A 23,089-nucleotide genomic window follows, 5' to 3' on the forward strand; every position below is an offset into this window, starting at 1 on the left:
AGTCATGAGCACCACCTACGTCCGGCCCGACGAGGGCCGGCACACCCCGATGGTCGACGGCGACCACATCGCGAAGGCCACCGTCAAGGACGCCCAGGGGGCCTTCGAGGTCTTCGAGGTCATCGCACCCGCCGCCCCGATGACGCCGCCGCACGTCTCGCCGTGGAGCGGGGTGCTGTACCTGCTCGAGGGCCGCATCACGGCGTACGTCGACGACACGTCCTACGACGTCGAGCCCGGCGGACTGGTCGTCTTCCCCGCCGGCACCCCCGCCACCTTCGAGGTCGTCGGCGACTCGGCCCGGGCCCTCGCGATCACCACCGGCGACGGCGCCGGCAAGTTCTTCGCCGACTTCGCCGCCTCCGTCCCCGCGGACCTCCCGGTCGCTGACTCGATGGCCGCGATCCTGACGGTCACCGAGCGCCACGGCGTCGCTCTCGCGGGAACACAGCCGTTGACAAACTAGCGTCCTGTGTTGATCCTGTGAGACATGACAAGCGATGTGTCTCACGGGATCGCCGCGTACGTCCCTCCGACCGGGCCCTCCTGGGCCGACCCGTGGCCGATGTACGCCGCGCTGCGCGAGCACGACCCGGTCCACCACGTCGCTCGGGGCGACTACTGGGTCCTGACCAGGCACGACGACGTCTACACGGCGGTGCGCGACCACGAGACCTTCAGCTCGACCGGAGGGCTGACGACGGCTCATGACGAGCTCGAGCGGATCGGGCTGGCCGACAACCCGCCGATGGTGATGACCGATCCGCCGGCCCATTCGGCCTTCCGGAAGCTGGTGAACCGGGGGTTCACGCCGAAGCAGGTCGAGGACGTGACTCCTCGGGTGACGCAGTTCGTCATCGAGCGCATCGCCGCGGTCAGGGATGCCGGGGGCGGCGACATCGTCCAGGAACTGTTCAAGCCGCTGCCGAGCATGGTCGTCGCCCATTACCTCGGTGTGCCCGAGGTGGACTGGGGCCGGTTCGACGTGTGGACCGACGCGATCGTGACGGCCAACGCGGCGCAGGACGAGAGCATCGGAGCAGGTGCCGCCGCCGAGCTGATGGGCTACTTCGCCGAGCTGATCGAGCGGCGCCGGAGAGAGCCCGCCGAGGACACCGTCTCCCACCTCGTCGCCGCCGGCGAGGCCGACGACGACGCCGGCCTGCTCCGGGTGCTCGCGTTCGCCTTCACCATGGTCGCGGGCGGCAACGACACGACGACCGGGCTGCTCGGTGGCGGACTGCCGCTGCTGGCGGACCGCCCCGACCAGCGCGAGCTCGCCCGCGACGACGTCCCGGCCGCGGTCGAGGAGCTGCTCCGGCTCACCTCACCTGTCCAGGGACTCGCGCGGACGACCACCCGCGACGTCACCCTCCACGGCACCACGATCCCCGCGGGCAAGAAGGTCCTGCTCTGCTACGCCGCCGCGAACCGGGACCCGCGTGCGTTCGGCGCCGACGCCGAGGAGCTCGACGTCACCCGCAACCCCCGGCAGATCCTGACCTTCGCCCACGGCGCGCATCACTGCCTGGGTGCCGCGGCCGCCCGGATGATGGGCCGGGTGACGCTCACCGAGATACTCACCCGGATGCCGTCCTTCACCGTCGACCACGACTCCCTGGCTTGGGCGCCGGGGAGCTACGTACGCAGGCCGGTCAGCCTCCACGTCGAGGTGACCGGATGAGCTGGCTGGAGGCGGAGCGGACCGAGCTCGCCGCCGAACGGATCCTCGACGCCGCGGGCGCCCTCTTCGCGGAGCGAGGCGTCGACAAGCCGGGCATGGACGAGGTGGCCCGCGCGGCCGGCTGCTCGCGGGCGACCCTGTATCGCTACTTCGAGAACCGGCAGGCGCTGATCCACGCCTTCGCCCATCGCGAGGCGCGGCTCATCACCCAGCAGGTCGCCCGGGCGACGACCGATGTGTCCGATCCCCGCCGTCGCGTGGTCGAGGCCGTGATCTCCTGCCTCGCCGCCGTGCGCGAGCGCCCCCACCTCGCCGCCTGGTACGCCGGTGACAGCACCCTGCTGCGCGAGGTGCTCCACGACTCCCCGATCATCCGCGGATCCGCGGAGAGCTATCTCGCCGCCGGCGCCACCGACCCCGACCTCGCCGACTGGGTCCTGCGCATCATCCTGTCGTTCCTCGTCAGCCCCGGCGCCGACGAAGAAGCAGAGCGTCGCCAGCTGGAGCGGTTCCTCGTGGTGCCGCCGAGCAGCTAGACCCGTCAGCGGCGGACGGCCGACGGCGCGGTGCCGTACCTGCGCCGATGGGCGGCGGCGAAGCGGCTCGCGGAGGAGAAGCCCCAGCGCGCGGCGACGTCACCGACGCTGAGCGCAGGGTCGGTGGTGAGGTCGGCGTGGGCGCGCTGGAGCCTGATGTCGAGGAGATACTGGGAGGGCGTGCTCCCCAGCCACTGCTGAAACCCCTCCTGCAGCCGGCGGGCGCTGGTGCCGGCGAGCGCGGCCATGTCGGCGGCGGTCCAGGCCCGGGCGGGGTCGTCGTGGAGGGCCTCGACCACGCGCCGGATCGACCGCGGCCGGGCAGCCGCGGTGACGCCGCCGTCGGGGCAGCACATCTCCATCAGGCCCGCGGCGACCGCGCCGGCGAGCTGACGGCGTACGAGCTCGCTGTCGGCGAAGAGGTCCGGGTCGTGCAGGTTGGCGGCCAGGCTGGTGGTCAGGTGATGCCACGCGCGACCGCGGCCGGACTCCAGCGACAGCTGCTCCGGGAGGAGGGCCCGGGCGTTGACGCGGTCGGTGCCCAGGATCCGCTCGGTCTCGATCTCCAGCCAGTCGCTGTCGAACTTCACGCCGAGCACGGTGCAGGTCGCGTCCCAGTGGCTGATCAGGGACGGGGTGTCGGCCCGGAAGACGGTGCCCTGGCCGACCACCGAGGTGAGCTCGCCGAACCGGCCGCGGCTCTCCAGGTGGCCGGTGATCGGCATGTTCACCTCGTACGCGCTCGGGTAGTCGCACTCGATCGCGACGTCCGCGCCCCAGCCGACGTGGCCGATCAGGACCGGCCCGAGATCCAGCGTACGCAGCGTCAGCCGCGGCTCGTGCGCGCCGCCGACCGGCCGGAGCTCGTGCGGGAAGTACGCCTGGGCCACGACGCGCGAGGCCTGCCCCCAGTCCCGGGGAGCGGCTCGCCTACGACCGGACATGCCGCAGAGCGTACCTGAGACGGCCGTCACAGATTGGTCGCGTTCAGGGTGCCGAACCCGCGCAATCCGTGTCGCCCGGGCGCGAGGACCGACCTACTTTCGACTCCTGTTCGGAACCTCCCACTCCCCGAGGAGCACCCATGACGACCACGCAGCAACCCGGCAAGCAGGACCTCTCCTGGCTCGACGACGTGACGATGACCGAGCTCGAGCGGAACCCCTACCCGACCTATGAGCGCCTACGCAGCGAGGCGCCGCTCGCCTTCGTCCCGGTGCTCGGTTCCTATGTCGCCTCCACCGCGGAGATCTGCCGCGAGGTCGCCACCAGCCCCGACTTCGAGGCGGTGATCACCCCTGCCGGCGGACGTACGTTCGGGCACCCGGCGATCATCGGCGTCAACGGCGACATCCATGCCGACCTGCGCGGCATGGTCGAGCCCCAGCTCCAGCCGGCCGAGGTCGACAGCTGGGTGGACGACCTGGTCCGTCCGATCGCCCGGAACTACGTCGAGCAGTTCGAGGACCGCGGCCGCGCCGAGCTGGTCGCGGAGTACTGCGAGCCCGTCTCCGTACGCTCGCTCGGCGATCTGCTGGGGCTGCAGTCGGTCTCCTCCGACAAGCTCCGCGAGTGGTTCCACAAGCTGAGCGTCTCGTTCACCAACGCCGCGGTCGACGAGAACGGGGAGTTCACCAACCCCGACGGGTTCACCCCCGGTGACGAGGCCAGGGCCGAGATCCAGGCGGTCGTCGACCCGCTGATCGACCGGTGGATCGAGCACCCGGAGAACACCGCGATCTCGCACTGGCTCCACGACGGCATGCCGCCGGGGAAGACCCGCGACCGCGCGTACATCTACCCCACCATCTACGTCTACCTGCTGGGTGCGATGCAGGAGCCCGGCCACGGGATGGCCTCGACGCTCGTCGGGCTCTTCAGCCGTCCCGAGCAGATGGAGGAGGTCGTCGACGACCCCTCGCTCCTGCCGCGGGCCATCTCCGAGGGCATGCGCTGGACCTCGCCGATCTGGTCGGCGACCGCGCGGATCAGCACCAAGCCGGTCACCGTCGCCGGCATCGACCTGCCCGCCGGGACGCCGGTGATCCTCTCCTACGGCTCCGCGAACCACGACTCCGGAAAATACGATGCGCCCACGGCGTACGACCTGCACCGGCCGCCGCTGCCGCACCTCGCCTTCGGTGCCGGCAACCACGCGTGCGCCGGCATCTACTACGCCAACCAGGTGATGCGGATCGGGCTCGAGGAGCTCTTCGAGGCGATCCCCAACCTGGAGCGCGACACCGGCGAGGGCGTCGAGTTCTGGGGCTGGGGATTCCGCGGCCCCACCAGCCTGCACGGCACCTGGGAGGTCTGAGCCGTGTCTGCCGCGATCAGTGTCTCCGGCCGCCGCGTCGAGTGTGCCGAGGACCAGTCGATCCTGGAGGCGTTCCTCCGTGCCGGCGTCTGGATGCCCAACTCCTGCAACCAGGGCACCTGCGGCACCTGCAAGCTGCAGGTCCTGTGCGGCGAGGTCGACCACCGCGACTCGCCGCTCGAGACGTTGACCGCGGACGAGCGCGCGAGCGGTCTGGCGCTGGCCTGCCAGGCCCGGCCGCTCGTGGAGACCGAGGTCGCGCTGCATGGCTCGGAGATGGGACGTACGACGCACGTGCTCCGCGACCTCACCGCCACCGTCGTGGGGGTCGAGGACATCGCCCGGGACACCCGGCGGATCCTGCTCGGCCTCGAGGAGCCGCTCGCCTTCTCGGCGGGGCAGTACGTCGAGCTGCTCGTCCCCGGTACCGCCGAGCGCCGGCCGTATTCGCTGGCCAACACCGCCGAGGAGGACAAGGTCCTCGAGCTCCACGTCCGCCGCGTCCCCGGTGGCGTGGCCAGCGAGTGGCTCTTCGGGCCGGTCGCCGTCGGTGACCGGGTCGAGGTGTGCGGTCCGCTCGGCGACTTCCACGTGCCGGACGCGGACGACGACGAGGGCGAGCCGATGGTGCTCATCGGTGGCGGCACCGGTCTGGCGCCGTTGCTCGGCATCGCCCGCACGGCTCTCGCCCGCCACCCCGATCGGACGGCGGTCCTCTACTACGGCGTACGCACCGAGGCGGACCTCTACGACACCGACCGTCTCGCGGAGCTGGCCGAGAGGTATCGGGGCTTCAGCTTCGTGACCGTGCTGTCCCGGGAGACGCGCCCCGGTCACCGCGGCGGCTACGCGCCCGACGCGTTCGTCGAGGACATCGCGAGCGCGCGGGGCTGGTCCGGCTGGCTGTGCGGCTCTCCGGCGCTGGTCGAGGCCGGGGTCAAGGCGTTCAAGCGGCGCCGGATGGCACCCCGGCTGATCCACCGGGAGAAGTTCGAGCCAGCGACGCCGAGACCGGCCCTTGCCGAGATATATCAGGAACCCCCAGGATAATCAGGAGCAACCGGAAGCCTCCGGTGCCTCGAGAGGAGAGAAATGCAGCAGGTCAAGGCCGTCATCGCCCGTGCCAAGGGAGCTCCGGTGGAGCTGGTGACGATCAACGTGCCCGATCCCGGCCCGGGTGAGGCGGTGGTGAAGATCCAGTCGTGCGGGGTGTGTCACACCGACCTGCACTACCGCGAGGGCGGGATCAACGACGAGTTCCCGTTCCTGCTGGGCCACGAGGCGGCCGGTGTGGTCGAGGCGGTCGGTCCCGACGTCACCGCGGTGGTGCCCGGTGACTTCGTGGTGCTCAACTGGCGTGCGGTCTGCGGCAGCTGCCGGGCGTGCAACCGAGGCGAGCCGCAGTACTGCTTCGCCACCTTCAACGCCACCCAGAAGATGACCCTCGAGGACGGCACCGAGCTCTCGCCCGCGCTGGGCATCGGCGCCTTCGCGGAGAAGACCCTGGTCGCGGCGGGTCAGTGCACGAAGGTCGACCCGGAGGCCCGGCCCGCGGCCGTCGGCCTGCTCGGCTGTGGCGTGATGGCCGGTATCGGTGCCGCCATCAACACCGGCGGCGCGACCCGCGGCAGGTCGGTGGCCGTCATCGGGTGCGGTGGCGTCGGGGTGGCAGCGATCGCCGGCGCCGTGCTGGCCGGGTCGAGCCCGGTCATCGCCGTCGACATCGACGCCAAGAAGCTCGAGCGCGCCGCTGCCATGGGCGCGACCCACACCGTGGACTCCTCGCAGACCGATCCGGTCGAGGAGATCCGGCGGATCTGCTCGGAGACGTACGCAGGTGCCGAAGGTGCCGACATCGTCGTCGAGGCGGTCGGTCGCCCGGAGACCTGGAAGCAGGCCTTCTACGCCCGCGACCTGGCGGGCACGGTCGTGCTCGTCGGAGTGCCCACGCCCGACATGGCGGTGCCCGAGATCCCGCTCCTGGACGTCTTCGGTCGCGGTGGCGCACTCAAGTCCAGCTGGTACGGCGACTGTCTCCCCAGCCGCGACTTCCCGATGCTGGTCGACCTCTACCGTCAGGGCCGTCTCGACCTGGACGCCTTCGTGAGCGAGGAGATCGGGATCGAGGACATCGAGGCCGCCTTCGAGAAGATGCACCTTGGCGAGGTCCTGCGCTCGGTGGTGGTGCTCTGATGGCCGTACGCGTGGACCACGGCGTCACGAGCGGCACCTTCAGCCTCGACGGCGAGACGCACCAGGTGGACAACAACGTCTGGGTGATCGGCGACGACCAGGAGTGCCTGGTCATCGACGCACCGCACTCGGTCGAGGACATCTTGGCGGTGGTGGACGGTCGCCGCGTGAAGGCGATCGTCTGCACCCACGCCCATGACGACCACGTACGCGTGGCGCCGGCGTTGCGCGAGGCCGTCCGGGCCCCGATCCTGCTCCATCCCGACGACCGGCCGCTGTGGGAGCTCACCCACCCCGATGAGCTGTGGGACGCGGACCTCTCCGACGGGCAGGTCATCGAGATCGGCGACACCGCACTGACCGTCCTGCACACGCCCGGTCACGCGCCGGGGGCGGTCTGTCTGTCGGTGCCGTCGCTGGGGTGCGTCTTCACCGGCGACACCCTGTTCCAGGGCGGTCCCGGGGCGACCGGGCGCTCCTTCAGCGACCGGCCCACCATCGAGTCGTCGATCCGGGCCAAGCTGTTCACCCTTCCCGGCGAGACGGTCGTTCACACCGGGCACGGTGACGACACCACGATCGCCGCCGAGGTCTCCGGCCTGGGTTGATCAGGCCCCGGGCCGCCCGTGTCGCTCGGCGGCCGCGAGCTCGGCGCGTATCCAGGCGCACCACTCGAGTGCCGTACGCCGTGACCGGATGCCGCCTTCGAGCGTGATCCGGCTGGCGAACAGCGGGTTCGAGGGATCGCGGGCGCCCGGGTCGTCGGAGATCTCGGCGAGCTCCTCGAGGTAGCGGTCGAGGACGCCCTGGTGGACCGCCTCGAGCCGACCGACCAGCTCGGTGGCGGCGTCGGGCTCGACGGTCCAGATGGACCACAGCCGGAGGACCTCCAGGTCTCGGACCGGCTGTGGCTCGAGGTCGCCGACGACCCATGCCGCCAGTGCGTCCCGACCGGCCGAGGCGATCCGGTAGCGCTTCGTCGGTCGGGGCCCGGCGCCCTCGATGACCTCGTGCTCGACCAGGCCGGCGGCGTCGAGGCGGTTCAGCTCCGGGTAGATCTGGGAGTGGCGGGCGGTCCAGAAGTAGCCGATCGGCTGGCGCATCCGCTGCGCGACCTCGTAGCCGGTGCTCGCGCGCCGAGCCAGCAGGCCGAGGATTGCGAAGCCGAGGTTGGAAGCGGTCACCCCTGGGTCTGGCATATGTCAATATTGACATATGCGGAGCGTGAAGGGTGTAGCGGCCGGGGTGGCGATCCTCGGCGTGCTGATGGCCGGGTGCGGGGCGGAGAACGGTGCTGAGGACGGGGGCGCCGGGCAGGCGAAGGAGTCGGGTCCCCTGCTGCCGACGGACGGGCCGTACCTCCAGGGCGAGCTCGGCGGTTGCTTCCTGCCCGAGACCGACGCCGGGGTGGAGCCGATGCAGGTCGCCGGCAAGGACCTCGAGCTGCCGGCCATCCGGTTCTCGCCTCCGGAGGACCGGGCTCCGTCGGCGGTGCTGGTGATGCTCCATCAGACCGACGGGGACCGCTGCGGGTGGGGTGACTTCGCGATCCTGGCAGCTCTCCAGGGCGTCGCCGGCCTCTCGTTCGACCAGTGCGGTTACGGCGGCGCGGATTGCACGATCGAGGATCCCGACGACCCGGTCCCGCAGGTGGAGGCGGCGCTGGCCGAGGTCGAGAAGCAGTGGCCGGGCGCGCCGGTCGTGCTGGTCGGCGCTTCGATGGGAGGCAGCCAGACCGTACGCGCCGTCGCCGCAGGCGTCGACGTCGACGGTTGGGTCGACCTGTCGGGGCCGTCGAACTGGGCCGGCGTCGATCTGGCGTCGGTCGCCGACTCGATCAGCACGCCGGGCCTGGTCGCCATCGCCGAGGACACCGACGGTGCCGAGGAGGCGGACGCCGCCCAGGCGCTGGCGCAGGCCACGTCCTCGGAGTTCGTGCCCGCCGAGGCGGGGCATGGCTGGGAGCTGGTGGTCGAGGAGGGCCGGCTCTCGCCGCTCGGTCAGCAGATCGTCGCGTACGCCACGAGCTGATTCTCCTCCCTGATCCTGCCCGCAAGACTCTCCGATCGGGGAGGTTGCTCGGCTCACGCCGTGATTAACGTGCGAACGGTCACCCCGTGAGAGGAGCAGCAGATGGAACCCCAGAACGAGTCGAACCCGACCGACATCGCCACCGACGTCGCCACCGAGGACCTCATCGAGGAGGTCTCGATCGACGGAATGTGCGGCGTCTACTGATGCCCGATCGCATGCTCGAGGAGCCGTGGACACTCTCGCCCTCGGTGGCGCTGCGTCCTGAGCCCTTCGGGGCTCTCGCCTACCACTTCGGCAACCGGAAGCTGACCTTCCTCAAGCGGCCGGAGCTGGTCGAGGTGGTCCGGCTCCTCGAGCAGCACCCTCGTCTCGGCAGCGCGCTCGACGCCGCAGGCATCCCGCCGGAGCAGCACGACGCGTACGCAGCGGCGCTCCGCGCCCTCGCCGAGACCGACATGATCCGCCCCCGCCATGAGGAGGCAGCGTGACCCTCGCACCAGAACGCCCCACCACTCCCACGGGCCGTCCCGCAGGCGGCAGTCTCGTCGAGCAGTTCGAGTTCGGCCTCGACGCCCCGATCTGCCTGACCTGGGAGCTGACGTACGCCTGCAACCTCGAGTGCGCCCACTGCCTGTCGAGCTCGGGCCGGCGCGACCCGCGCGAGCTCAGCACCGAGCAGTGCAAGGCCGTCATCGACGAGCTGCAGCGGATGCAGATCTTCTACGTCAACATCGGCGGCGGCGAGCCGACGATCCGCCCCGACTTCTGGGAGCTCGTGGAGTACGCCGTCGACCACCAGGTCGGCGTGAAGTTCTCCACCAACGGCTTCCGGATCACTCCCGAGCGCGCGGCCTTCCTGGCCTCGACGGACTATGTCGACGTACAGATCTCGCTGGACGGCGCGACGGCGGAGGTCAACGACCGGGTCCGTGGAGCGGGTTCGTACGACACCGCGCTCAAGGCCCTGAGGAACCTCCGCGACGCCGGTTTCTCCGACGCCAAGATCTCCGTCGTCTGCACCCGGGAGAACATCGGCCAGCTCGACGACTTCAAGGCCATCGCGGACGAGTACGGCGCCACCCTGCGCCTCACCCGGCTGCGCCCGTCGGGTCGCGGCGCCGACGTCTGGGACGAGCTGCACCCGCTACCCGAGCAGCAGCGTGAGCTCTACGACTGGCTGATGGCTCATGGCGAGGACGTGCTCACCGGCGACTCGTTCTTCCACCTGGCAGCCTACGGCGAGTCCCTGCCGGGCCTCAACCTGTGCGGGGCCGGAAGGGTGGTCTGCCTGATCGACCCGATCGGCGACGTCTACGCCTGTCCGTTCGCGATCCACGACCAGTTCCTGGCCGGCAACCTGCTCGGTGAGGGAGGGTTCAAGGAGGTGTGGCAGTCCTCGCCGCTGTTCACCGAGCTGCGCTCGCCGCAGACCGGCGGAGCCTGCACGAAGTGCCAGCACTTCGACGCCTGCCGTGGAGGCTGCATGGCCGCCAAGTTCTTCACCGGGCTGCCGCTGGACGGACCGGACCCGGAGTGCGTCCAGGGCTACGGCGAGACGGCGCTGGCCGGCGACCGGCTCGTGCCGCAGGCGAGTCAGGACCACTCCCGCAGCCAGGCCAGCCGCAACGCACCGGTGCTGCTGAACCTCGGCACCACCCGGCGGCGCCCCGTCTCCGCCTGCAACGAGGACCCGCTCGCCGGAGGTGAGCTGTCGTGAGGCTCGCGAACCCCTGGAAGAAGAACCCGTGGTTCGAGTCGGTCGCGGTGGCTCAGGAACGGGCCCGCCGCCGGCTGCCGAAGCCGGTCTACGGCGCGCTCGTGGCCGGCTCCGAGCGAGGCCAGAGCATGACCGACAACCAGGACGCCTTCGCCGAGCTCGGCTGGGCACCGCACGTCGTCGGCCAGCACGCCAAGCGTGACCTGGGGACGACCGTCTTCGGCCACTCCGTGCCGCTGCCGGTCCTGATCAGCCCCACCGGGGTCCAGGCCGTCGACCCCGACGGCGAGGTCGCGGTCGCCCGGGCCGCCGCGGCCCGCGGCACGATCATGGGCCTGTCCAACTTCGCCTCGAGGTCGGTGGAGGACGTGACGGCGACGGGCGCGACCACGTTCTTCCAGATGTACTGGACCGGCGACCGCGACACGATCGTCCAGCGGATGCAGCGGGCGCACGCCGCCGGCGCCCAGGGCCTGATCGCCACGCTCGACTGGTCCTTCTCGATGGGTCGCGACTGGGGCAGCCCGGAGATCCCGGAGAAGGTCGACCTGCGCACGGTGATGCGGCTGGCGCCGCAGGTGGCGGCCCGGCCCCGGTGGGCGTGGCAGTTCGGGCGGACCGGCTCGTTCCCCGATCTCACCGCCCCGAACCTCGCCCCGCCGGGCGGCAGCGCCCCGACGTTCTTCGGTGCCTACTACGAGTGGATGACCACCCCGCCGCCGAGCTGGGAGGATGTCGCCTGGATGCGCGAGCAGTGGCACCAGATCAGTGGCACCCCGTTCGTGCTGAAGGGCGTGTGCCGGGTCGACGACGCGCTCCGTGCGGTCGATGCGGGGGTCGCGGGCATCTCCGTGTCCAACCACGGCGGGAACAACCTCGACGGCACCCCGGCCGCGATCCGGATGGTCAAGCCGATCGCCGACCGCGTCGGCGACCAGGTCGACGTGGTGATGGACGGAGGCGTACGCCGCGGCTCCGACGTCGTCAAGGCGCTCGCGCTCGGTGCGAAGGCGGTGCTGATCGGCCGTGCCTATCTGTGGGGCCTGGCCGCCAACGGTCAGGCCGGGGTCGAGAACGTCCTCGACGTGCTGAGCGGTGGCATCGACTCCGCGCTGCGGGGGCTCGCTCTCGGGTCGGTCACCGAGCTGCGGCCCGAGCACCTGCTCGTCCCGGAGGGCTTCCATGTACGCACTGGGTGACGCCACCTGGCCGCAGGTCGGCAGCGGGTCGGTCCTGCTGGTGCCCGTCGGGTCGCTGGAGCAGCACGGACCGCACCTTCCCCTCGACACCGACACGACGATCGCGACGGCGGTCACGCAGGGAGTGGCCGAACGGCTCGCGGAGCAGGGTGTCCAGAGCTGGACGGCGCCACCGATCGCGATCGGCTCCAGCGGCGAGCACCAGTCGTTCGCCGGCACCGTGTCGATCGGCAGCGACGCGCTCCATCTGGTCGTCGTCGAGCTGGTCCGCTCGGCCCGCACCTGGGCCGAACGGGTGGTGCTCGTCAACGGCCACGGCGGCAACGCCGCCGCCCTGACCAGCGCGGTCAACCAGCTCGCCTTCGAACGCCAGCAGGCGTGCTGGTTGCCGTGCCGCACCGAGGACTTCGACCTGCACGCCGGCCGCACCGAGACGTCCCTGATGCTGCACCTGCGGCCCGAATCGGTGCGTCTGGAGCTGGCCGAGCCGGGCGACACCCGACCACTCGCCGAGATCCTCCCGCTCATGCGGACGGGCGGGGTCGCGGCGGTCTCCGCCAACGGCGTCCTCGGCGATCCGACCGGGTCCACCGCGGCCCAGGGAGCGGAGGCGCTCGCCACGATGATCGAGCAGACCACCATGGACGTGCTGGCGCCCGGTGGCGTGGCCGTGGGGTGAGATACCCGATCGGCTTCCGGGTCCGGCTCCGGGAGGACGTACGCCGCATCGACCGGCGGCTGCTGGTCGGTGGCTCGCCGCTGCGGGCCGTCCGGCTCACGGACGCGGCGCTGGCGCTCCTGCGGACCGGCGAGGTCACGGTCGTCGACGCGGCCACCGAGGCCCTCGCCGCCAGGCTCGTCGACGGCAACCTGGCCGATCCAGTGCTCACCGGTCTCGGGGTGGACCCGGCCGAGCTCACCGTCGTGATCCCGGTGCGTGACCGGCCCGACCAGCTCGACCGCGCCCTCGCCTCGCTGGGAGCACTCCATCGCATCGTCGTCGACGACGCCTCCCTCGATCCCGATGCCGTCGCGAGGGTCGCCAACCGGCACGGCGCCCATCTCGTGCAGCTGCCGGAGAACGTCGGCCCCGCCGGCGCCCGCAACGCCGGCCTGCGGGTCGTCCGCACCCCGTACGTCGCCTTCGTCGACTCCGACGTCACGGTCGAGGCGAGCATGCTCCTGGCCCTCACCCGCCACTTCGCCGACAGCCGCGTCGCGCTGGTGGCGCCGCTGGTCCGTAGCCGCGCCCGGAGCCGGGCGCCGCGGTGGTTCGAGCGCTTCGACGAGGACGACTCCTCCCTAGCCCTCGGCACCCGTGCCTGCGTCGTACGCCCCGGGGCCGCGGTGGGCTGGCTGCCCAGCGCCTGCCTGGTGGGACGTACGGATCGGCTCGGGGCGGGGTTCGAGGAGTCGATGCGGGTGGGCGAGGACGTCGATCTGGTCTGGCGGCTGGTCGAGGCGGGGGAGGTCGTCCGCTACGACCCGGAGCAGGTGGCCTGGCACGACACCCGCACCACGGTCCTCGGCTGGCTGGGCCGCAAGTACCTCTACGGCACCGGCGGCGCCGACCTCGCCGTGAGACACGGCCGCAAGGGCGCGCCGGCGGTGATGACGGTGAGCATGGCGGCCACCGCGGCCGCCCTGATGGTGCACCGCCGGTGGTCTCTCCCGGTCGCCGCGGCGGGGATCGCCTACGGCACGCTCTCGCTGCGAAAGCGGCTGCCGGAGACCCCCGGACGGGACCGGCTCGCGGTCCAGCTCTGCGCCCAGGGTCTCGGCTGGACGGTCCGCCAGCAGGCCGCGCTGCTCCTGCGGCACTGGTGGCCGCTGACCCTGATCCTGGCCCCGCACAGCGCCCTGGTCCGGCGCGCCCTCGCCGCCTCGCTGGTCGTCGACGTGGTCGTCGCCCAGGTCGACAACCCTGGCACGAGATACCGGCCGCTGGCCCGGCGCCTCGACGACATGGCGTACGGCACGGGGCTGTGGGCCGGTGCGCTCAGAGCGCGTTCGATCACCTGTCTGCTGCCGCGCCGACCCGGGCAGGGAGCACCTCTCCCAACGGGTAGGTAGGCCCCTCCCGGGCCGGCCTGTTTCCCGTTCCTCGCCTGTTCGCGGCTCTGTCGGCGTACCTAATGTGCTGAGCGTCACACACCAACGGAGGTTTGCCATGCAGGTCGACGAACTACTCAAGCCCTTCCCGATCAAGGAGTTCCACCCGTTCCCCCGAGCCCTCATGGGCCCCGGCGCTCACGAGATGATCGGGCCCGAGGCCCTCAAGATGGGCTTCCGCAAGACCTTGGTGATGACGTCCGGCCTGCGCGGCACGGACATCGTCAACAAGATCGTCGAGTCGATGAAGTACCACGGCCTCGAGGTCGTCGTGTACGACAAGGTCGAGTCCAACCCCAAGGACTACAACGTCATGGACTCGGTGAAGCTCTACCAGGAGAACGAGTGCGACTCGTTCGTCTCCATCGGCGGCGGCTCGTCGCACGATGCCTGTAAGGGCGCGCGCATCTCGGTCGCCCACGACGGCCGCAACGTCAACGAGTTCGAGGGCTTCAACATGTCCGAGAACCCGAAGAACCCGCCGCACATCGCCGTCTCGACCACGGCCGGCACCGGGTCCGAGACGTCCTGGGCGTACGTCATCACCGACACCACCACCGACCCGGACAACCCGCACAAGTACGTCGCGTTCGACGACGCCTCGGTCGCCAGCCTGGCGATCGACGACCCGGTGCTCTACTTCGACTGCCCGGTCGACTACACCGCTCAGTGCGGCTTCGACGTCCTGGCGCACGCCAGCGAGCCGTACGTCTCCCGGATCAACTTCCAGCCCTCGCTCGGCAACGCGCTGCACGCGATCAAGCTGACCTCGGAGAACCTGCGGCAGGCGGTCTGGAACGGTCAGGACCTCGGCGGCCGCGAGGGGATGATGTACGCGCAGTACATCGCCGCCCAGGCGTTCAACTCCGGCGGCCTCGGCATCATCCACTCGATCAGCCACGCCATCAGCGCGTTCTACGACACCCACCACGGCCTCAACAACGCGATCGCGCTGCCGCGGGTGTGGGCGTTCAACATGCCGACGCACTACAAGCGGTTCGCCGACATCGCCCGCGCGATGGGCGTCGACACCCACGGCATGACCGACGTGCAGGCCGCCGACGCGGCGCTCGCCGCGGCCATCCGGCTGCTGCGCGACGTCGGCATCACCGAGCGGTTCGTGGACGTCACGAAGGACACGTACTCGAAGAACCGGCTCGGCCAGGGTCCGACCGCCTACTACGAGAACGCCCCGACGATCCTCGGCGACGCCGCGGACGTCGACCGGATCACCCACCACGTCCTCGGTGACGCCTGCACGCCGGGCAACGCCAAGGAGTGCACGTTCGAGACCGTACGTCCGGTGGTCGACCACTGCCTGAACGGCGACCTGGACGACCTGCTCGGCTGATCGTCTCCCCCTCGTGGCGGGTCCGGCCCACTGAGATCACCAGCCGGACCCGCCACCTCGCCCCACCCACCACCTCGAGGAGTGCACGTGTCGACCACCACCGAACCGATCCAGGGCTTCACCGACGTCGAGGACACCCGCGCCCAGCTGGCGGCGTGCGGCTACCTCGCCGACGACCGGCTCGCCACCACGGTCTTCCTGCAGACGCGGCTGGAGAAGCCGGTCCTGCTCGAGGGCCCGGCGGGCGTCGGCAAGACGCAGCTGGCGGAGAGCCTCGCCGCCGCGACCGGGCGGCGCCTGATCCGGCTGCAGTGCTACGAGGGCCAGGACGAGACGAAGGCGCTCTACGAGTGGGACTACGGCAAGCAGATGCTCTACACCCAGATCCTGCGCGAGAAGATCGGCCAGGTCGTCGAGGACGCGGCCGACCTGAACGAGGCCGTCGAACGGATCGCCAAGCAGGACTCGGTCTTCTTCTCCCAGCGCTTCCTGGCCGCCCGGCCGCTGCTCGAGGCGATCGACTCCGACACCCCGGTCGTGCTCCTCATCGACGAGGTCGACCGGGCCGACGAGGCCCTGGAGGCGGTGCTGCTCGAGCTGCTCGCCGAGTTCCAGATCTCCATCCCCGAGATCGGCACCGTGACCGCCAGGACGATGCCGTACGTCGTCCTGACCTCGAACAACACCCGCGATCTATCCGCCGCGCTCAAGCGCCGGTGCCTGCACCTCTTCCTCGACTACCCCGACGCGGCCCGTGAGCTGGAGATCATCCGGTCCAAGGAGACCGGGCTCGTCGACTCGCTCGCGGCGCGGCTCGTCGACATCGTCCGCGGCATCCGCGAGCTCGAGCTGCGCAAGGCGCCCAGCATCTCCGAGACCGTCGACTGGGCCCGCACGCTGGCGGTGCTCGGCGTCGAGGAGCTCACCGCCGACGTGCTCTCCACGACGCTCAACGTGGTCGTGAAGTACGAGCGCGACCTGAAGCGGGTCATGGAGGCATTGCCGCGGCTCGTCGACCCGAACGCCGAGGTGCCCGACCACCTGCACGGCCACGGGCATGGTCACGGGCACGGTCATGGCCACTCCCACGCCGCAGCCGAGGACCGTGTCGAGGACGACGTCGACGGTCGCGCCGAGCGGAAGGCGAAGGACCAGCCCGGCCGGCACAACGCGGGCTACTACGGCGGTGCCGGCGGCACCGGGCCGCGTACGGCCCCGTCGGTCTCGACGAGTCAGGGCAGCCGGGCGTTCCCCTCGGCCCGCAAGCGCCCGGTCTGAGCCAGGATCGAGGCCCGACATGGAGACCGCACTGCACCGCTTCATCCGGCTGCTCCGGCTCTACGGCGTACGCGTGAGCACCGCCGAGGTGATCGACGCGATGCACGCGGTCGCGCAGCCCGGGGTGCTCGAGCAGCGCCACGTGCTTCACGCCGCACTGACCGCGAGCCTGGTCAAGGACCGCCGCGATCTGGCCATGTTCGACCTGGTCTTCGACCGGTTCTTCGGGCTGCGGCCGGTGGTCGAGGAGGAGGACGAGCACGGCCACACCCACGACGACCTCTCCGACGACGGCGAGCTCACCGACTTCACGCTCTCCGAGGAGCCGGGCGAGGTGCCGGAGGACGGCCACAGCCACGGCAAGCCGGACGAAATCAAGGAGTACTTCAAGCCCGAGGACATGGCCCAGCGCTACAACCTCCACCAGGAGGCGAACAAGATCGACATCGCCGCGCTCACCGACGAGATCGTGCTCTCCAACGACCCGAAGTCGAGCCCAGGGGAGGCCGCCCGCGTCCAGCTCTCGACCAGCCGGATGCACAACCCCGGCAACCCGGGTGACCTGATCCGCGACGCCGGGATGCAGCTCGAGACGGAGCTGTCGGTGCAGGAGGAGATCGCGCTGCTGAGCTGGCTCGAGGAGCGCGATCCCGAGAGCGGAGGCGACGACGACGAGGCCCTCGCGGAGCTCCGCAAGGCGCTCTCGCCGTGGCTGGCCACGCTGCCCGAGCGGATCCGGGACCACCTCGAGCGGCTGATGAGCATGGAGCGTGAGATCGAGTCCCGGGAGATCCGGGCGGCGCAGGCCGAGACCGTGGCCGAGCACGACCGCGCCGCGTTGGAGGAGTCGCTGCGGCGGCTGCTCCGGAAGCTCCACGGCGCCCCGCGCCCGCGGCGTACGGTCGCCGCCCGGGGCATCGTCGACGGCCGCCGGACGATGCGCACCAACATGAAGTACGACGGCGTCCCGTTCCGCCCGGTGACCGTCGCGAAGGCGCACGACCGGCCCCGGCTGCTCGTCCTCTGCGACGTCTCCCTGTCCGTACGCTCCACCGCCCGCTTCACGCTGCACCTGCTGCACAGCCTGCAGTCGGTCGCCACCTCGGTCCGGTCCTTCGCGTTCGTGAAGGACCTGGTGGAGATCACCGACCTGTTCGCCGAGCACCGGATCGAGGACGCGCTGTCCCTGGTGCTGGCGGGCCTGCCGGCCGGAGGCGTGCTCGACGTGGACGCGGACTCGGACTACGGCGCCAGCTTCGAGCAGTTCCTCGAGCAGTTCGGCTCGGCCGTCAACCGGCGCACCACGCTGGTGATCCTCGGTGACGGCCGCGGCAACGGCAAGGATCCCGGCTTCGCCGCCTTCGAGGAGCTCACCCGGCGCGCCCGGTCGACGATCTGGCTCACCCCCGAGCCGCGCTACTCGTGGGCGCTCGGTGGCTGTGATCTGCCGGAGTACGCGGAGTGGTGCGACAAGGTCCAGGTCGTCCGGAACCTGCGCGGGCTGGACAACGTCACCCAGGCGATGTCGGTCGGCCGATGACCACACCGCCCAGCCGCCTGGCGGTGATCGACGCGCTGCGGCCGGGCCCCGAGGCCGGGGTCTACCAGGACGGGGTGGTGAGCGTCCGGTCCTGGCAGGGCACCCGCCCGCGGCGCCAGCTCGGGACGATCCGCACTCGCCACTTCGACGTGCACCGCGAGGGGGACCAGGTCCACCTGATCCACTGCCTGCGTACGGACCAGATCGACGACGACCTCTCCGGTCTGCTGGCCGAGGAGCTGTTCCAGCCGGGCTGGCTCCGTGGCCCGGACCTGTTCGAGCGGCTCTTCACCGGCGTCGTGGTCAGCAGCGCTCCCGATCCGGAGCAGGCCTGGTCCGCGTTCTACCGCAACACCCTGCGGCGCGTGGAGCAAGAACTGCGCCGGCCCGGCGGCGCCGGCGCTCCTCACGGAACCGTCGCCGAGTACGCCCCCGTCTACCGCTTCGTCGAGCAGCAGCTCGCGAGCGGCTCCGTCCTGGAGGTGGGCTGCTGCTTCGGGTTCCTCGCGCTCCGGCTGGCCTCCGCCGGATGGCAGGTGACCGCCTCGGACATCTCCGCCGGCACCGTCGCGCTGCTGAACGCCGCGGCAGCCCGGCTCGACATCCCCCTGGCCGCACGCGCGGCGGACGCCACGAGGTTGCCGTGGCAGGGCGGCGCGGCCGACAACGTGCTCCTGATCCACCTGCTCGAGCACCTCGAGCCCGACCTCGGCGACCGGGCGGTCGCGGAGGCGATCCGGGTGGCGCGACGCCGCGTGGTGATCGCCGTACCTCTCGAGGACGAGCCCGACGAGACCTGGGGACACGTCCGGACGGTGTCGCTGGAGGACCTCGCCGCGTGGGGCGCGGCCTCGGGACGCCCGCACCGGGTGATCGAGCACCACGGCGGCTGGCTGATCATCGACACCGACCGCTGATCGTTCCTCACCGGTCGACCTGTCCGTCGACGACGCGCACTCGCAGCCATCCTCCTGTCGCCGCGTCAGTCCTGGTCAGAGCCCGGTCCGACCTGTCCGTCGGCCGTACGCGACGGCGCTGGAGACCTACCCGAGGGCAGGTGTGCGACCGCCCACTCGGCGGGTCCGTGGGTGTGTCGTACGTCACTACTTTGTGAGAACCGTGGCCCAGCCGGACGACGGTTGAATCCCTGGAGGAACTGATGACGAACACATCCATCGATGCAGAGGTACCGACCACTCGAGCCGTCGCGCCGGCGACGTGGGGCGACCCGTTCCCGCTCGGTCTGGCCAGCTTCGGGATCTCGGCGCTCGTCCTGGCCACCGTGATGTCGGGGATCGTGGACGCTGCCGCGCTGCCGGCAGTCCTGCCCCTCGCGCTGGCGCTGGGCTTCGCGACCGAGCTGGTGGCCGGCCTGGTCCACTTCCGGCGAGGTGAGACGTTCCCGGCGCTGGTGTTCACCGCGTACGCCGGGTTCTGGCTCTCCTACGCTTTGCTCGTGCAGTTCTACGGCCCGATGGTGACCGCGGGCGGGGCGGCGATCACGGGGATGTTCCTGCTGGCCTGGGCGGTGTTCACCACCTACATGCTGTTGGCCGCGCTGCGCACCAACACCACCACGATCGTGATCTTCGTGCTCCTCGCCGGCGTCTTCTACCTGGCCGCGTTCGGGTCGTTCCTCGGCAGCGCCGCCCTCGGCCGGACCGCCGGCTTTCTGCTGATCCTCGACGCCCTGGTGGCGCTCTACGCCTCCGCCGCGATCATCGTGAACACCACCTGGGACCGCACGGTCCTGCCGGTGCCGTGATGTCGCCGGCCGCCGGGTCAGAGGAGGCCGAGCTTGGACGCCTCGTACACCGCCTCGGCCCGGCGGCTGACGCCCAGCTTCCGCAGGATGTTGCCCACGTGGAACTTGGCGGTGGTGTCGGAGATGTAGAGCCGGTGGCCGATCGCACGGTTCGACAGCCCGTGCGCGAGCAGCTCCAGCACCTCGAGCTCGCGGGCGGTGAGCTCGGAGTCGTCGCTGGTCACAGGCATGTTCACGCCACGGATCATCGCCGCCGCGGAGCGCGCGTCGAAGGCGCTCCCGCCGCTCGCGACGTCCCGGATCGCGCGGACCAGCCCGGTGGTGTCGACGTCCTTGACGACATAGCCGCGGGCGCCGGCGCGGATCGCCTGCATCACCAGCTGCTCGTCCAGGAACGTCGTCAGCACGAGGATCAGCGCCTCCGGGTGCCGCTGGGTCAGTGCGGCGCACAGCTCGAGGCCCTCGGCGTCCGAGGACGAGGAGAGCTTCAGGTCGAGCAGCACGATGTCCGGACGCGCGCTGTTGACCCGGGCCAGCGCCTCGGCCGCCGTCGCCGCCTCCGCGACGACCCGGAGGCCGGGCTCGCGCTCGAGGATCGAGCGCAGACCCTGACGGACGATCGCGTGATCATCGACCAGCAGTACGTCGATGCCGGCCGTGGCCTGGTCGGGGACCGCCTGCGGCGGGCTGAGCGTGTTCATGGGTCCATCCCTTCGAGCGGCTGCTGCGGGTCCTCGATGAGCCCGCAGATCGTTCCTCGGCCGCGGTCGACGACCGGCAGCGGCACCCGGAGCTCCACCCGCACGCCGCCGAGGTGCGAGCGCCGGAACGCGACGGTGCCGCCGAGCTCGCCGATCCGGGTCTCGATGTTCGCCAGGCCCCGGTGCCTGCCGTCGACCGAGGCGCCGCGCTCGAGCCGCAGCTTCCGGGCGAGCAGGCCCGGATCGCCACAGCCGTCGTCGGCGACCCCGACGTAGAGCTCGTGCTTGCGGTAGCGGAGCCGGAGCACCGCCTGGCCGGCCTCGGCGTGGATCGCAACGTTGAAGAGCGCCTCGCCGACCGCGCGGGCGATGTCGTGCTTGGCCTCGGCCGGCATCGGGCACACCTCGCCTTCCACCCGCACCGACACGTCCAGGTGCGGACGGTGGTGCTCGGCGACCTCGTGCAGCAGCTCGGGAAGCGAGGACACCGTGTCGCGGTGCGGCTGGTGCAGTGCGTAGATCGCCCGCCGGAGCTGTTCGACGGCGTCCTGGGTGAGCTGCTTCGCGGTGCCGAGGAGCTCGGTGATCCGCTCGCCGGCCGGTCCGAGGTCCTCCGTCTCGCCGCGCGCGATCTCGACCGACATCCCCGCCGACAGCACGAACTGGGTGACGCTGTCGTGGAGCTCGCGCGCGATGCGGTGGCGCTCGTGGTCGACCAGCTCTCGCTGTCGCGCCACCAGCAGCCGCTCCTCGGCCTGGCGCAGCTCGCGGGTCCGCTGCTCGAGGTCGCGCTCCCGGGCACCGACCTCGTCGTAGAGCCGCTGGGCGCGCCGGTGCTGGGCGAGCCCGGCCTGGTACTGCTCGGAGGTGTGCAGCGCCACCGCGGCCTCGTTGGCCAGGATCCGCAGCACCGACAGGTCCCCGGGCTCCGGGTCGTCGGCGAGCCCGTGGAGACCGACCAGGCTGCCGATCATGACGCTCTCCAGCGTCATCGGCACCCGGACCCAGCGAGCCGGCCCGGGCGCCCCGGTCGCATGTCCGGCCCGGATCGCGCCGAGCTCGCGACGTACGACTCCGGGGAGCTCCTCCTCGTCACCGACCACCCGGCCGTCATGGCCGACGACGATGAACCTCGGTCTCGCGCCGGGCAGATGGCCGTCGGCCAGCGCCAGGATCGTCCACTCCGCGGCGAGGTGCACCGCGGCGGCGCGGGCCACCTCCTCCAGGAGCGCCCGCGGACCCTCGACCGTGCGCACCAGCGCCCGCGAGATCGAGTCCATGGCGCGTACGGCCTGCTGCATCCGCTCGTCGGAGCGCAGGAACGCGCGGTAGTAGGAGCGCTTGCCAGAACGTACGCCGGTCAGTGCCGCCAGATCGGGGGCGCTCACTGGATCGCCTTCACAGCCCCAGAGCTCCTCATAGCGCCGTCCGGAAGAGCGCGTGGATCTCGGCGCGGCTCGCCGGTCGCGGATTCGTCGTCAGGCAGGCGTCGTCGAGCGTCGTCACCGACAGGGTGTCGAGATCGGTGTCGGTCACCCCGAGGTCCCGCAGCCGCCGGGGTACGCCGACATCGTCGGCCAGGCGTCTGACGTGATCGGCGAGCATCTCGGCCGCGACCTCACCGGGGACACCGTCGACCGGCAGGCAGGCGGCTCGGGCGAGGCCGACGAACCGATCGGGGACCGAGCGTGCGTTGTAGCGGATCACGTGCGGGAGCAGGACGCCGTTGACCACGCCGTGCGGGGCGTCGAGCAGCCCGCCGACCTGGTGGCTCATCGCGTGGGTCGCGCCGAGGATCGCATTGGTGAAGGCCAGGCCCGCCTGCAGGCTCGCCTGCGCCATCATCGCGCGGTGCTCCATGTCGCCCGGGTGGGTGACGGTCGAGCGTAGGTGCCGGCAGACGAGCGCGACCGAGCTGATCGCGTGGCCGTCGGCCAGCGGGTTGTGCGCCAGCGAGACGTACGACTCGATGCCATGGGTGAGCGCGTCCAGACCGGTCGCGGCGTTGAGTGCCTCCGGCATGGTGGTCAGCAGCCGGGGGTCGGTGATCGAGACATCGGGCACCAGGGCGCGGCCCATGATCGTGATCTTCACGCGGCGGTCGGTGTCGGTGACGATGCAGAACTGGGAGACGTCGGCGCCGGTCCCCGAGGTGCTGGGGATCATCAGCATCGGCGGGATCGGGCGCGCGATCTGGTCGATCCCGGCGTAGTCGAGGATGTCGCCACCGTTGCCCGAGAGCACCGCGACACCCTTGGCCGCATCCATGCAGGAGCCGCCGCCGATGGCCACGATGACGTCCGCCTCGGCCTCGACGTAGCGCTCGTAGGCGCGGCGTACCTCGTGGTCCTTGGGGTTCGGCGTGACCTCGGTCCACAGCACCGGGACGAGACCCTCGGCCCGGAGCAGCCGGAGCAGCTCGTCGACCCAGCCGGCCTCGACGATGCCGGGGTCGGTGACGACGAACGGTCGCCGGGCCCCCAGCCGGGAGGCGGCATAGCCCGCCTCCTCGAGCGAGTTGTGCCCGAAGACCACCTCGGGCGCCTGGAACTTCACGACCTGGTCCAGCGGGGCGCTGGTCGGTGGGACCTGCTCCTGGCGAGGAGCCAGCTCCCAGGTGCGTGCCATCACCGCCGTCGTCGGCGCCGCTCCGACGGCCATC

At 71.2% G+C, this 23,089-nt stretch carries 24 protein-coding genes; 19 read left to right on the forward strand and 5 right to left on the reverse strand.

The genetic code is table 11. The annotated features are described in order from the left end of the window. The first annotated feature begins 4 nt into the window (after positions 1–4). Genes ACFU7D_RS01475 through ACFU7D_RS01485 form a run of 3 tightly spaced genes read left to right on the forward strand, consistent with a single transcriptional unit; the run spans position 5 to position 2,220 of the window. Positions 5–466: a cupin domain-containing protein gene (locus tag ACFU7D_RS01475; protein WP_378862346.1), complete on the forward strand. Its 462-nt coding sequence runs from the start codon at positions 5–7 to the stop codon at positions 464–466. Positions 467–490: 24 nt separating this feature from the next. After that, the gene (locus tag ACFU7D_RS01480; RefSeq protein WP_378862349.1) at positions 491–1,684 is read left to right on the forward strand and encodes a cytochrome P450; all 1,194 of its coding nucleotides are present in this window, start codon (positions 491–493) and stop codon (positions 1,682–1,684) included. Beyond that, positions 1,681–2,220, forward strand: coding sequence for a TetR/AcrR family transcriptional regulator (locus tag ACFU7D_RS01485; protein ID WP_378862352.1), 540 nt, complete (start codon positions 1,681–1,683; stop codon positions 2,218–2,220). Before ACFU7D_RS01480 ends, ACFU7D_RS01485 begins: the two co-directional genes overlap by 4 nt. A 5-nt stretch (positions 2,221–2,225) precedes the next feature. Here the strand turns inward: ACFU7D_RS01485 and ACFU7D_RS01490 are convergent, their stop codons facing one another. Continuing rightward, positions 2,226–3,164, reverse strand: a complete 939-nt coding sequence (locus ACFU7D_RS01490) for an AraC family transcriptional regulator (protein WP_378862355.1) — start codon at positions 3,162–3,164, stop codon at positions 2,226–2,228. A 140-nt stretch (positions 3,165–3,304) separates the two neighbouring features. On the opposite strand from ACFU7D_RS01490, the gene ACFU7D_RS01495 reads away from it, so the two are divergent. Genes ACFU7D_RS01495 through ACFU7D_RS01510 form a run of 4 tightly spaced genes read left to right on the forward strand, consistent with a single transcriptional unit; the run spans position 3,305 to position 7,338 of the window. Beyond that, entirely contained in the window at positions 3,305–4,537 is a 1,233-nt protein-coding gene (locus ACFU7D_RS01495) for a cytochrome P450 (RefSeq protein WP_378725025.1), read from the forward strand. Positions 4,538–4,540: 3 nt separating this feature from the next. Next, entirely contained in the window at positions 4,541–5,587 is a 1,047-nt protein-coding gene (locus ACFU7D_RS01500; protein WP_378862359.1) for a 2Fe-2S iron-sulfur cluster-binding protein, read from the forward strand. 42 nt (positions 5,588–5,629) lie between these two features. Next, a complete protein-coding gene (locus ACFU7D_RS01505; protein ID WP_378862362.1) occupies positions 5,630–6,730 on the forward strand; it encodes an S-(hydroxymethyl)mycothiol dehydrogenase in 1,101 nt (366 codons plus the stop codon). Further along, entirely contained in the window at positions 6,730–7,338 is a 609-nt protein-coding gene (locus ACFU7D_RS01510) for an MBL fold metallo-hydrolase (protein WP_378862365.1), read from the forward strand. The genes ACFU7D_RS01505 and ACFU7D_RS01510 overlap by 1 nt, the downstream gene beginning before the upstream one ends. On the opposite strand, the gene ACFU7D_RS01515 is transcribed toward ACFU7D_RS01510, so the two are convergent. Further along, entirely contained in the window at positions 7,339–7,929 is a 591-nt protein-coding gene (locus ACFU7D_RS01515) for a PadR family transcriptional regulator (RefSeq protein ID WP_378862368.1), read from the reverse strand. It lies immediately after the preceding gene. A gap of 16 nt (positions 7,930–7,945) precedes the next feature. Here ACFU7D_RS01515 and ACFU7D_RS01520 point away from each other — a divergent pair, with 16 nt between their 5' ends. The 12 genes from ACFU7D_RS01520 (at position 7,946) to ACFU7D_RS01575 (ending at position 19,726) form a co-directional block, all read left to right on the forward strand. Then, positions 7,946–8,761 (forward strand): alpha/beta hydrolase, encoded by an 816-nt coding sequence (locus ACFU7D_RS01520; protein WP_378862371.1) that lies wholly within the window; start codon positions 7,946–7,948, stop codon positions 8,759–8,761. A 102-nt stretch (positions 8,762–8,863) separates the two neighbouring features. Next, positions 8,864–8,968 (forward strand): mycofactocin precursor MftA, encoded by a 105-nt coding sequence (gene mftA, locus ACFU7D_RS01525; RefSeq protein WP_378725014.1) that lies wholly within the window; start codon positions 8,864–8,866, stop codon positions 8,966–8,968. Then, on the forward strand, positions 8,968–9,252 hold the full coding sequence (gene mftB, locus ACFU7D_RS01530) for a mycofactocin biosynthesis chaperone MftB (RefSeq protein ID WP_091043883.1): 285 nt from the start codon (positions 8,968–8,970) through the stop codon (positions 9,250–9,252). Before mftA ends, mftB begins: the two co-directional genes overlap by 1 nt. Then, entirely contained in the window at positions 9,249–10,481 is a 1,233-nt protein-coding gene (mftC, locus tag ACFU7D_RS01535) for a mycofactocin radical SAM maturase (RefSeq protein WP_378862376.1), read from the forward strand. The genes mftB and mftC overlap by 4 nt, the downstream gene beginning before the upstream one ends. Then, positions 10,478–11,680 (forward strand): pre-mycofactocin synthase MftD, encoded by a 1,203-nt coding sequence (gene mftD, locus ACFU7D_RS01540; protein WP_378862378.1) that lies wholly within the window; start codon positions 10,478–10,480, stop codon positions 11,678–11,680. The genes mftC and mftD overlap by 4 nt, the downstream gene beginning before the upstream one ends. Continuing rightward, the gene (mftE, locus tag ACFU7D_RS01545; protein WP_378862381.1) at positions 11,664–12,359 is read left to right on the forward strand and encodes a mycofactocin biosynthesis peptidyl-dipeptidase MftE; all 696 of its coding nucleotides are present in this window, start codon (positions 11,664–11,666) and stop codon (positions 12,357–12,359) included. The genes mftD and mftE overlap by 17 nt, the downstream gene beginning before the upstream one ends. Then, entirely contained in the window at positions 12,356–13,753 is a 1,398-nt protein-coding gene (gene mftF, locus ACFU7D_RS01550) for a mycofactocin biosynthesis glycosyltransferase MftF (RefSeq protein ID WP_378862384.1), read from the forward strand. The genes mftE and mftF overlap by 4 nt, the downstream gene beginning before the upstream one ends. A gap of 97 nt (positions 13,754–13,850) precedes the next feature. Then, positions 13,851–15,143 (forward strand): NDMA-dependent methanol dehydrogenase, encoded by a 1,293-nt coding sequence (mdo, locus tag ACFU7D_RS01555; RefSeq protein ID WP_378725002.1) that lies wholly within the window; start codon positions 13,851–13,853, stop codon positions 15,141–15,143. A gap of 87 nt (positions 15,144–15,230) precedes the next feature. Continuing rightward, a complete protein-coding gene (locus ACFU7D_RS01560; protein ID WP_378862387.1) occupies positions 15,231–16,421 on the forward strand; it encodes an AAA family ATPase in 1,191 nt (396 codons plus the stop codon). Positions 16,422–16,440: 19 nt separating this feature from the next. Then, positions 16,441–17,961: a VWA domain-containing protein gene (locus tag ACFU7D_RS01565; protein ID WP_378862390.1), complete on the forward strand. Its 1,521-nt coding sequence runs from the start codon at positions 16,441–16,443 to the stop codon at positions 17,959–17,961. Beyond that, positions 17,958–18,878: a mycofactocin oligosaccharide methyltransferase MftM gene (gene mftM / locus ACFU7D_RS01570; protein WP_378862393.1), complete on the forward strand. Its 921-nt coding sequence runs from the start codon at positions 17,958–17,960 to the stop codon at positions 18,876–18,878. The genes ACFU7D_RS01565 and mftM overlap by 4 nt, the downstream gene beginning before the upstream one ends. 242 nt (positions 18,879–19,120) lie before the next feature. Continuing rightward, positions 19,121–19,726: an acetate uptake transporter gene (locus ACFU7D_RS01575; RefSeq protein WP_378862396.1), complete on the forward strand. Its 606-nt coding sequence runs from the start codon at positions 19,121–19,123 to the stop codon at positions 19,724–19,726. A 17-nt stretch (positions 19,727–19,743) separates the two neighbouring features. On the opposite strand, the gene ACFU7D_RS01580 is transcribed toward ACFU7D_RS01575, so the two are convergent. From ACFU7D_RS01580 to ACFU7D_RS01590, 3 genes are read right to left on the reverse strand one after another with little or no spacing between them, the layout of a single operon-like run. Next, entirely contained in the window at positions 19,744–20,427 is a 684-nt protein-coding gene (locus tag ACFU7D_RS01580; RefSeq protein ID WP_378862399.1) for a response regulator, read from the reverse strand. Beyond that, the gene (locus ACFU7D_RS01585; protein WP_378862402.1) at positions 20,424–21,815 is read right to left on the reverse strand and encodes a sensor histidine kinase; all 1,392 of its coding nucleotides are present in this window, start codon (positions 21,813–21,815) and stop codon (positions 20,424–20,426) included. Before ACFU7D_RS01585 ends, ACFU7D_RS01580 begins: the two co-directional genes overlap by 4 nt. A 28-nt stretch (positions 21,816–21,843) precedes the next feature. After that, positions 21,844–23,088: an iron-containing alcohol dehydrogenase gene (locus tag ACFU7D_RS01590; protein WP_378862405.1), complete on the reverse strand. Its 1,245-nt coding sequence runs from the start codon at positions 23,086–23,088 to the stop codon at positions 21,844–21,846. Position 23,089 lies beyond the last annotated feature (1 nt).

The sequence above is a fragment of the Nocardioides sp. NPDC057577 genome (assembly GCF_042801335.1).
GTDB lineage: Bacteria > Actinomycetota > Actinomycetes > Propionibacteriales > Nocardioidaceae > Nocardioides.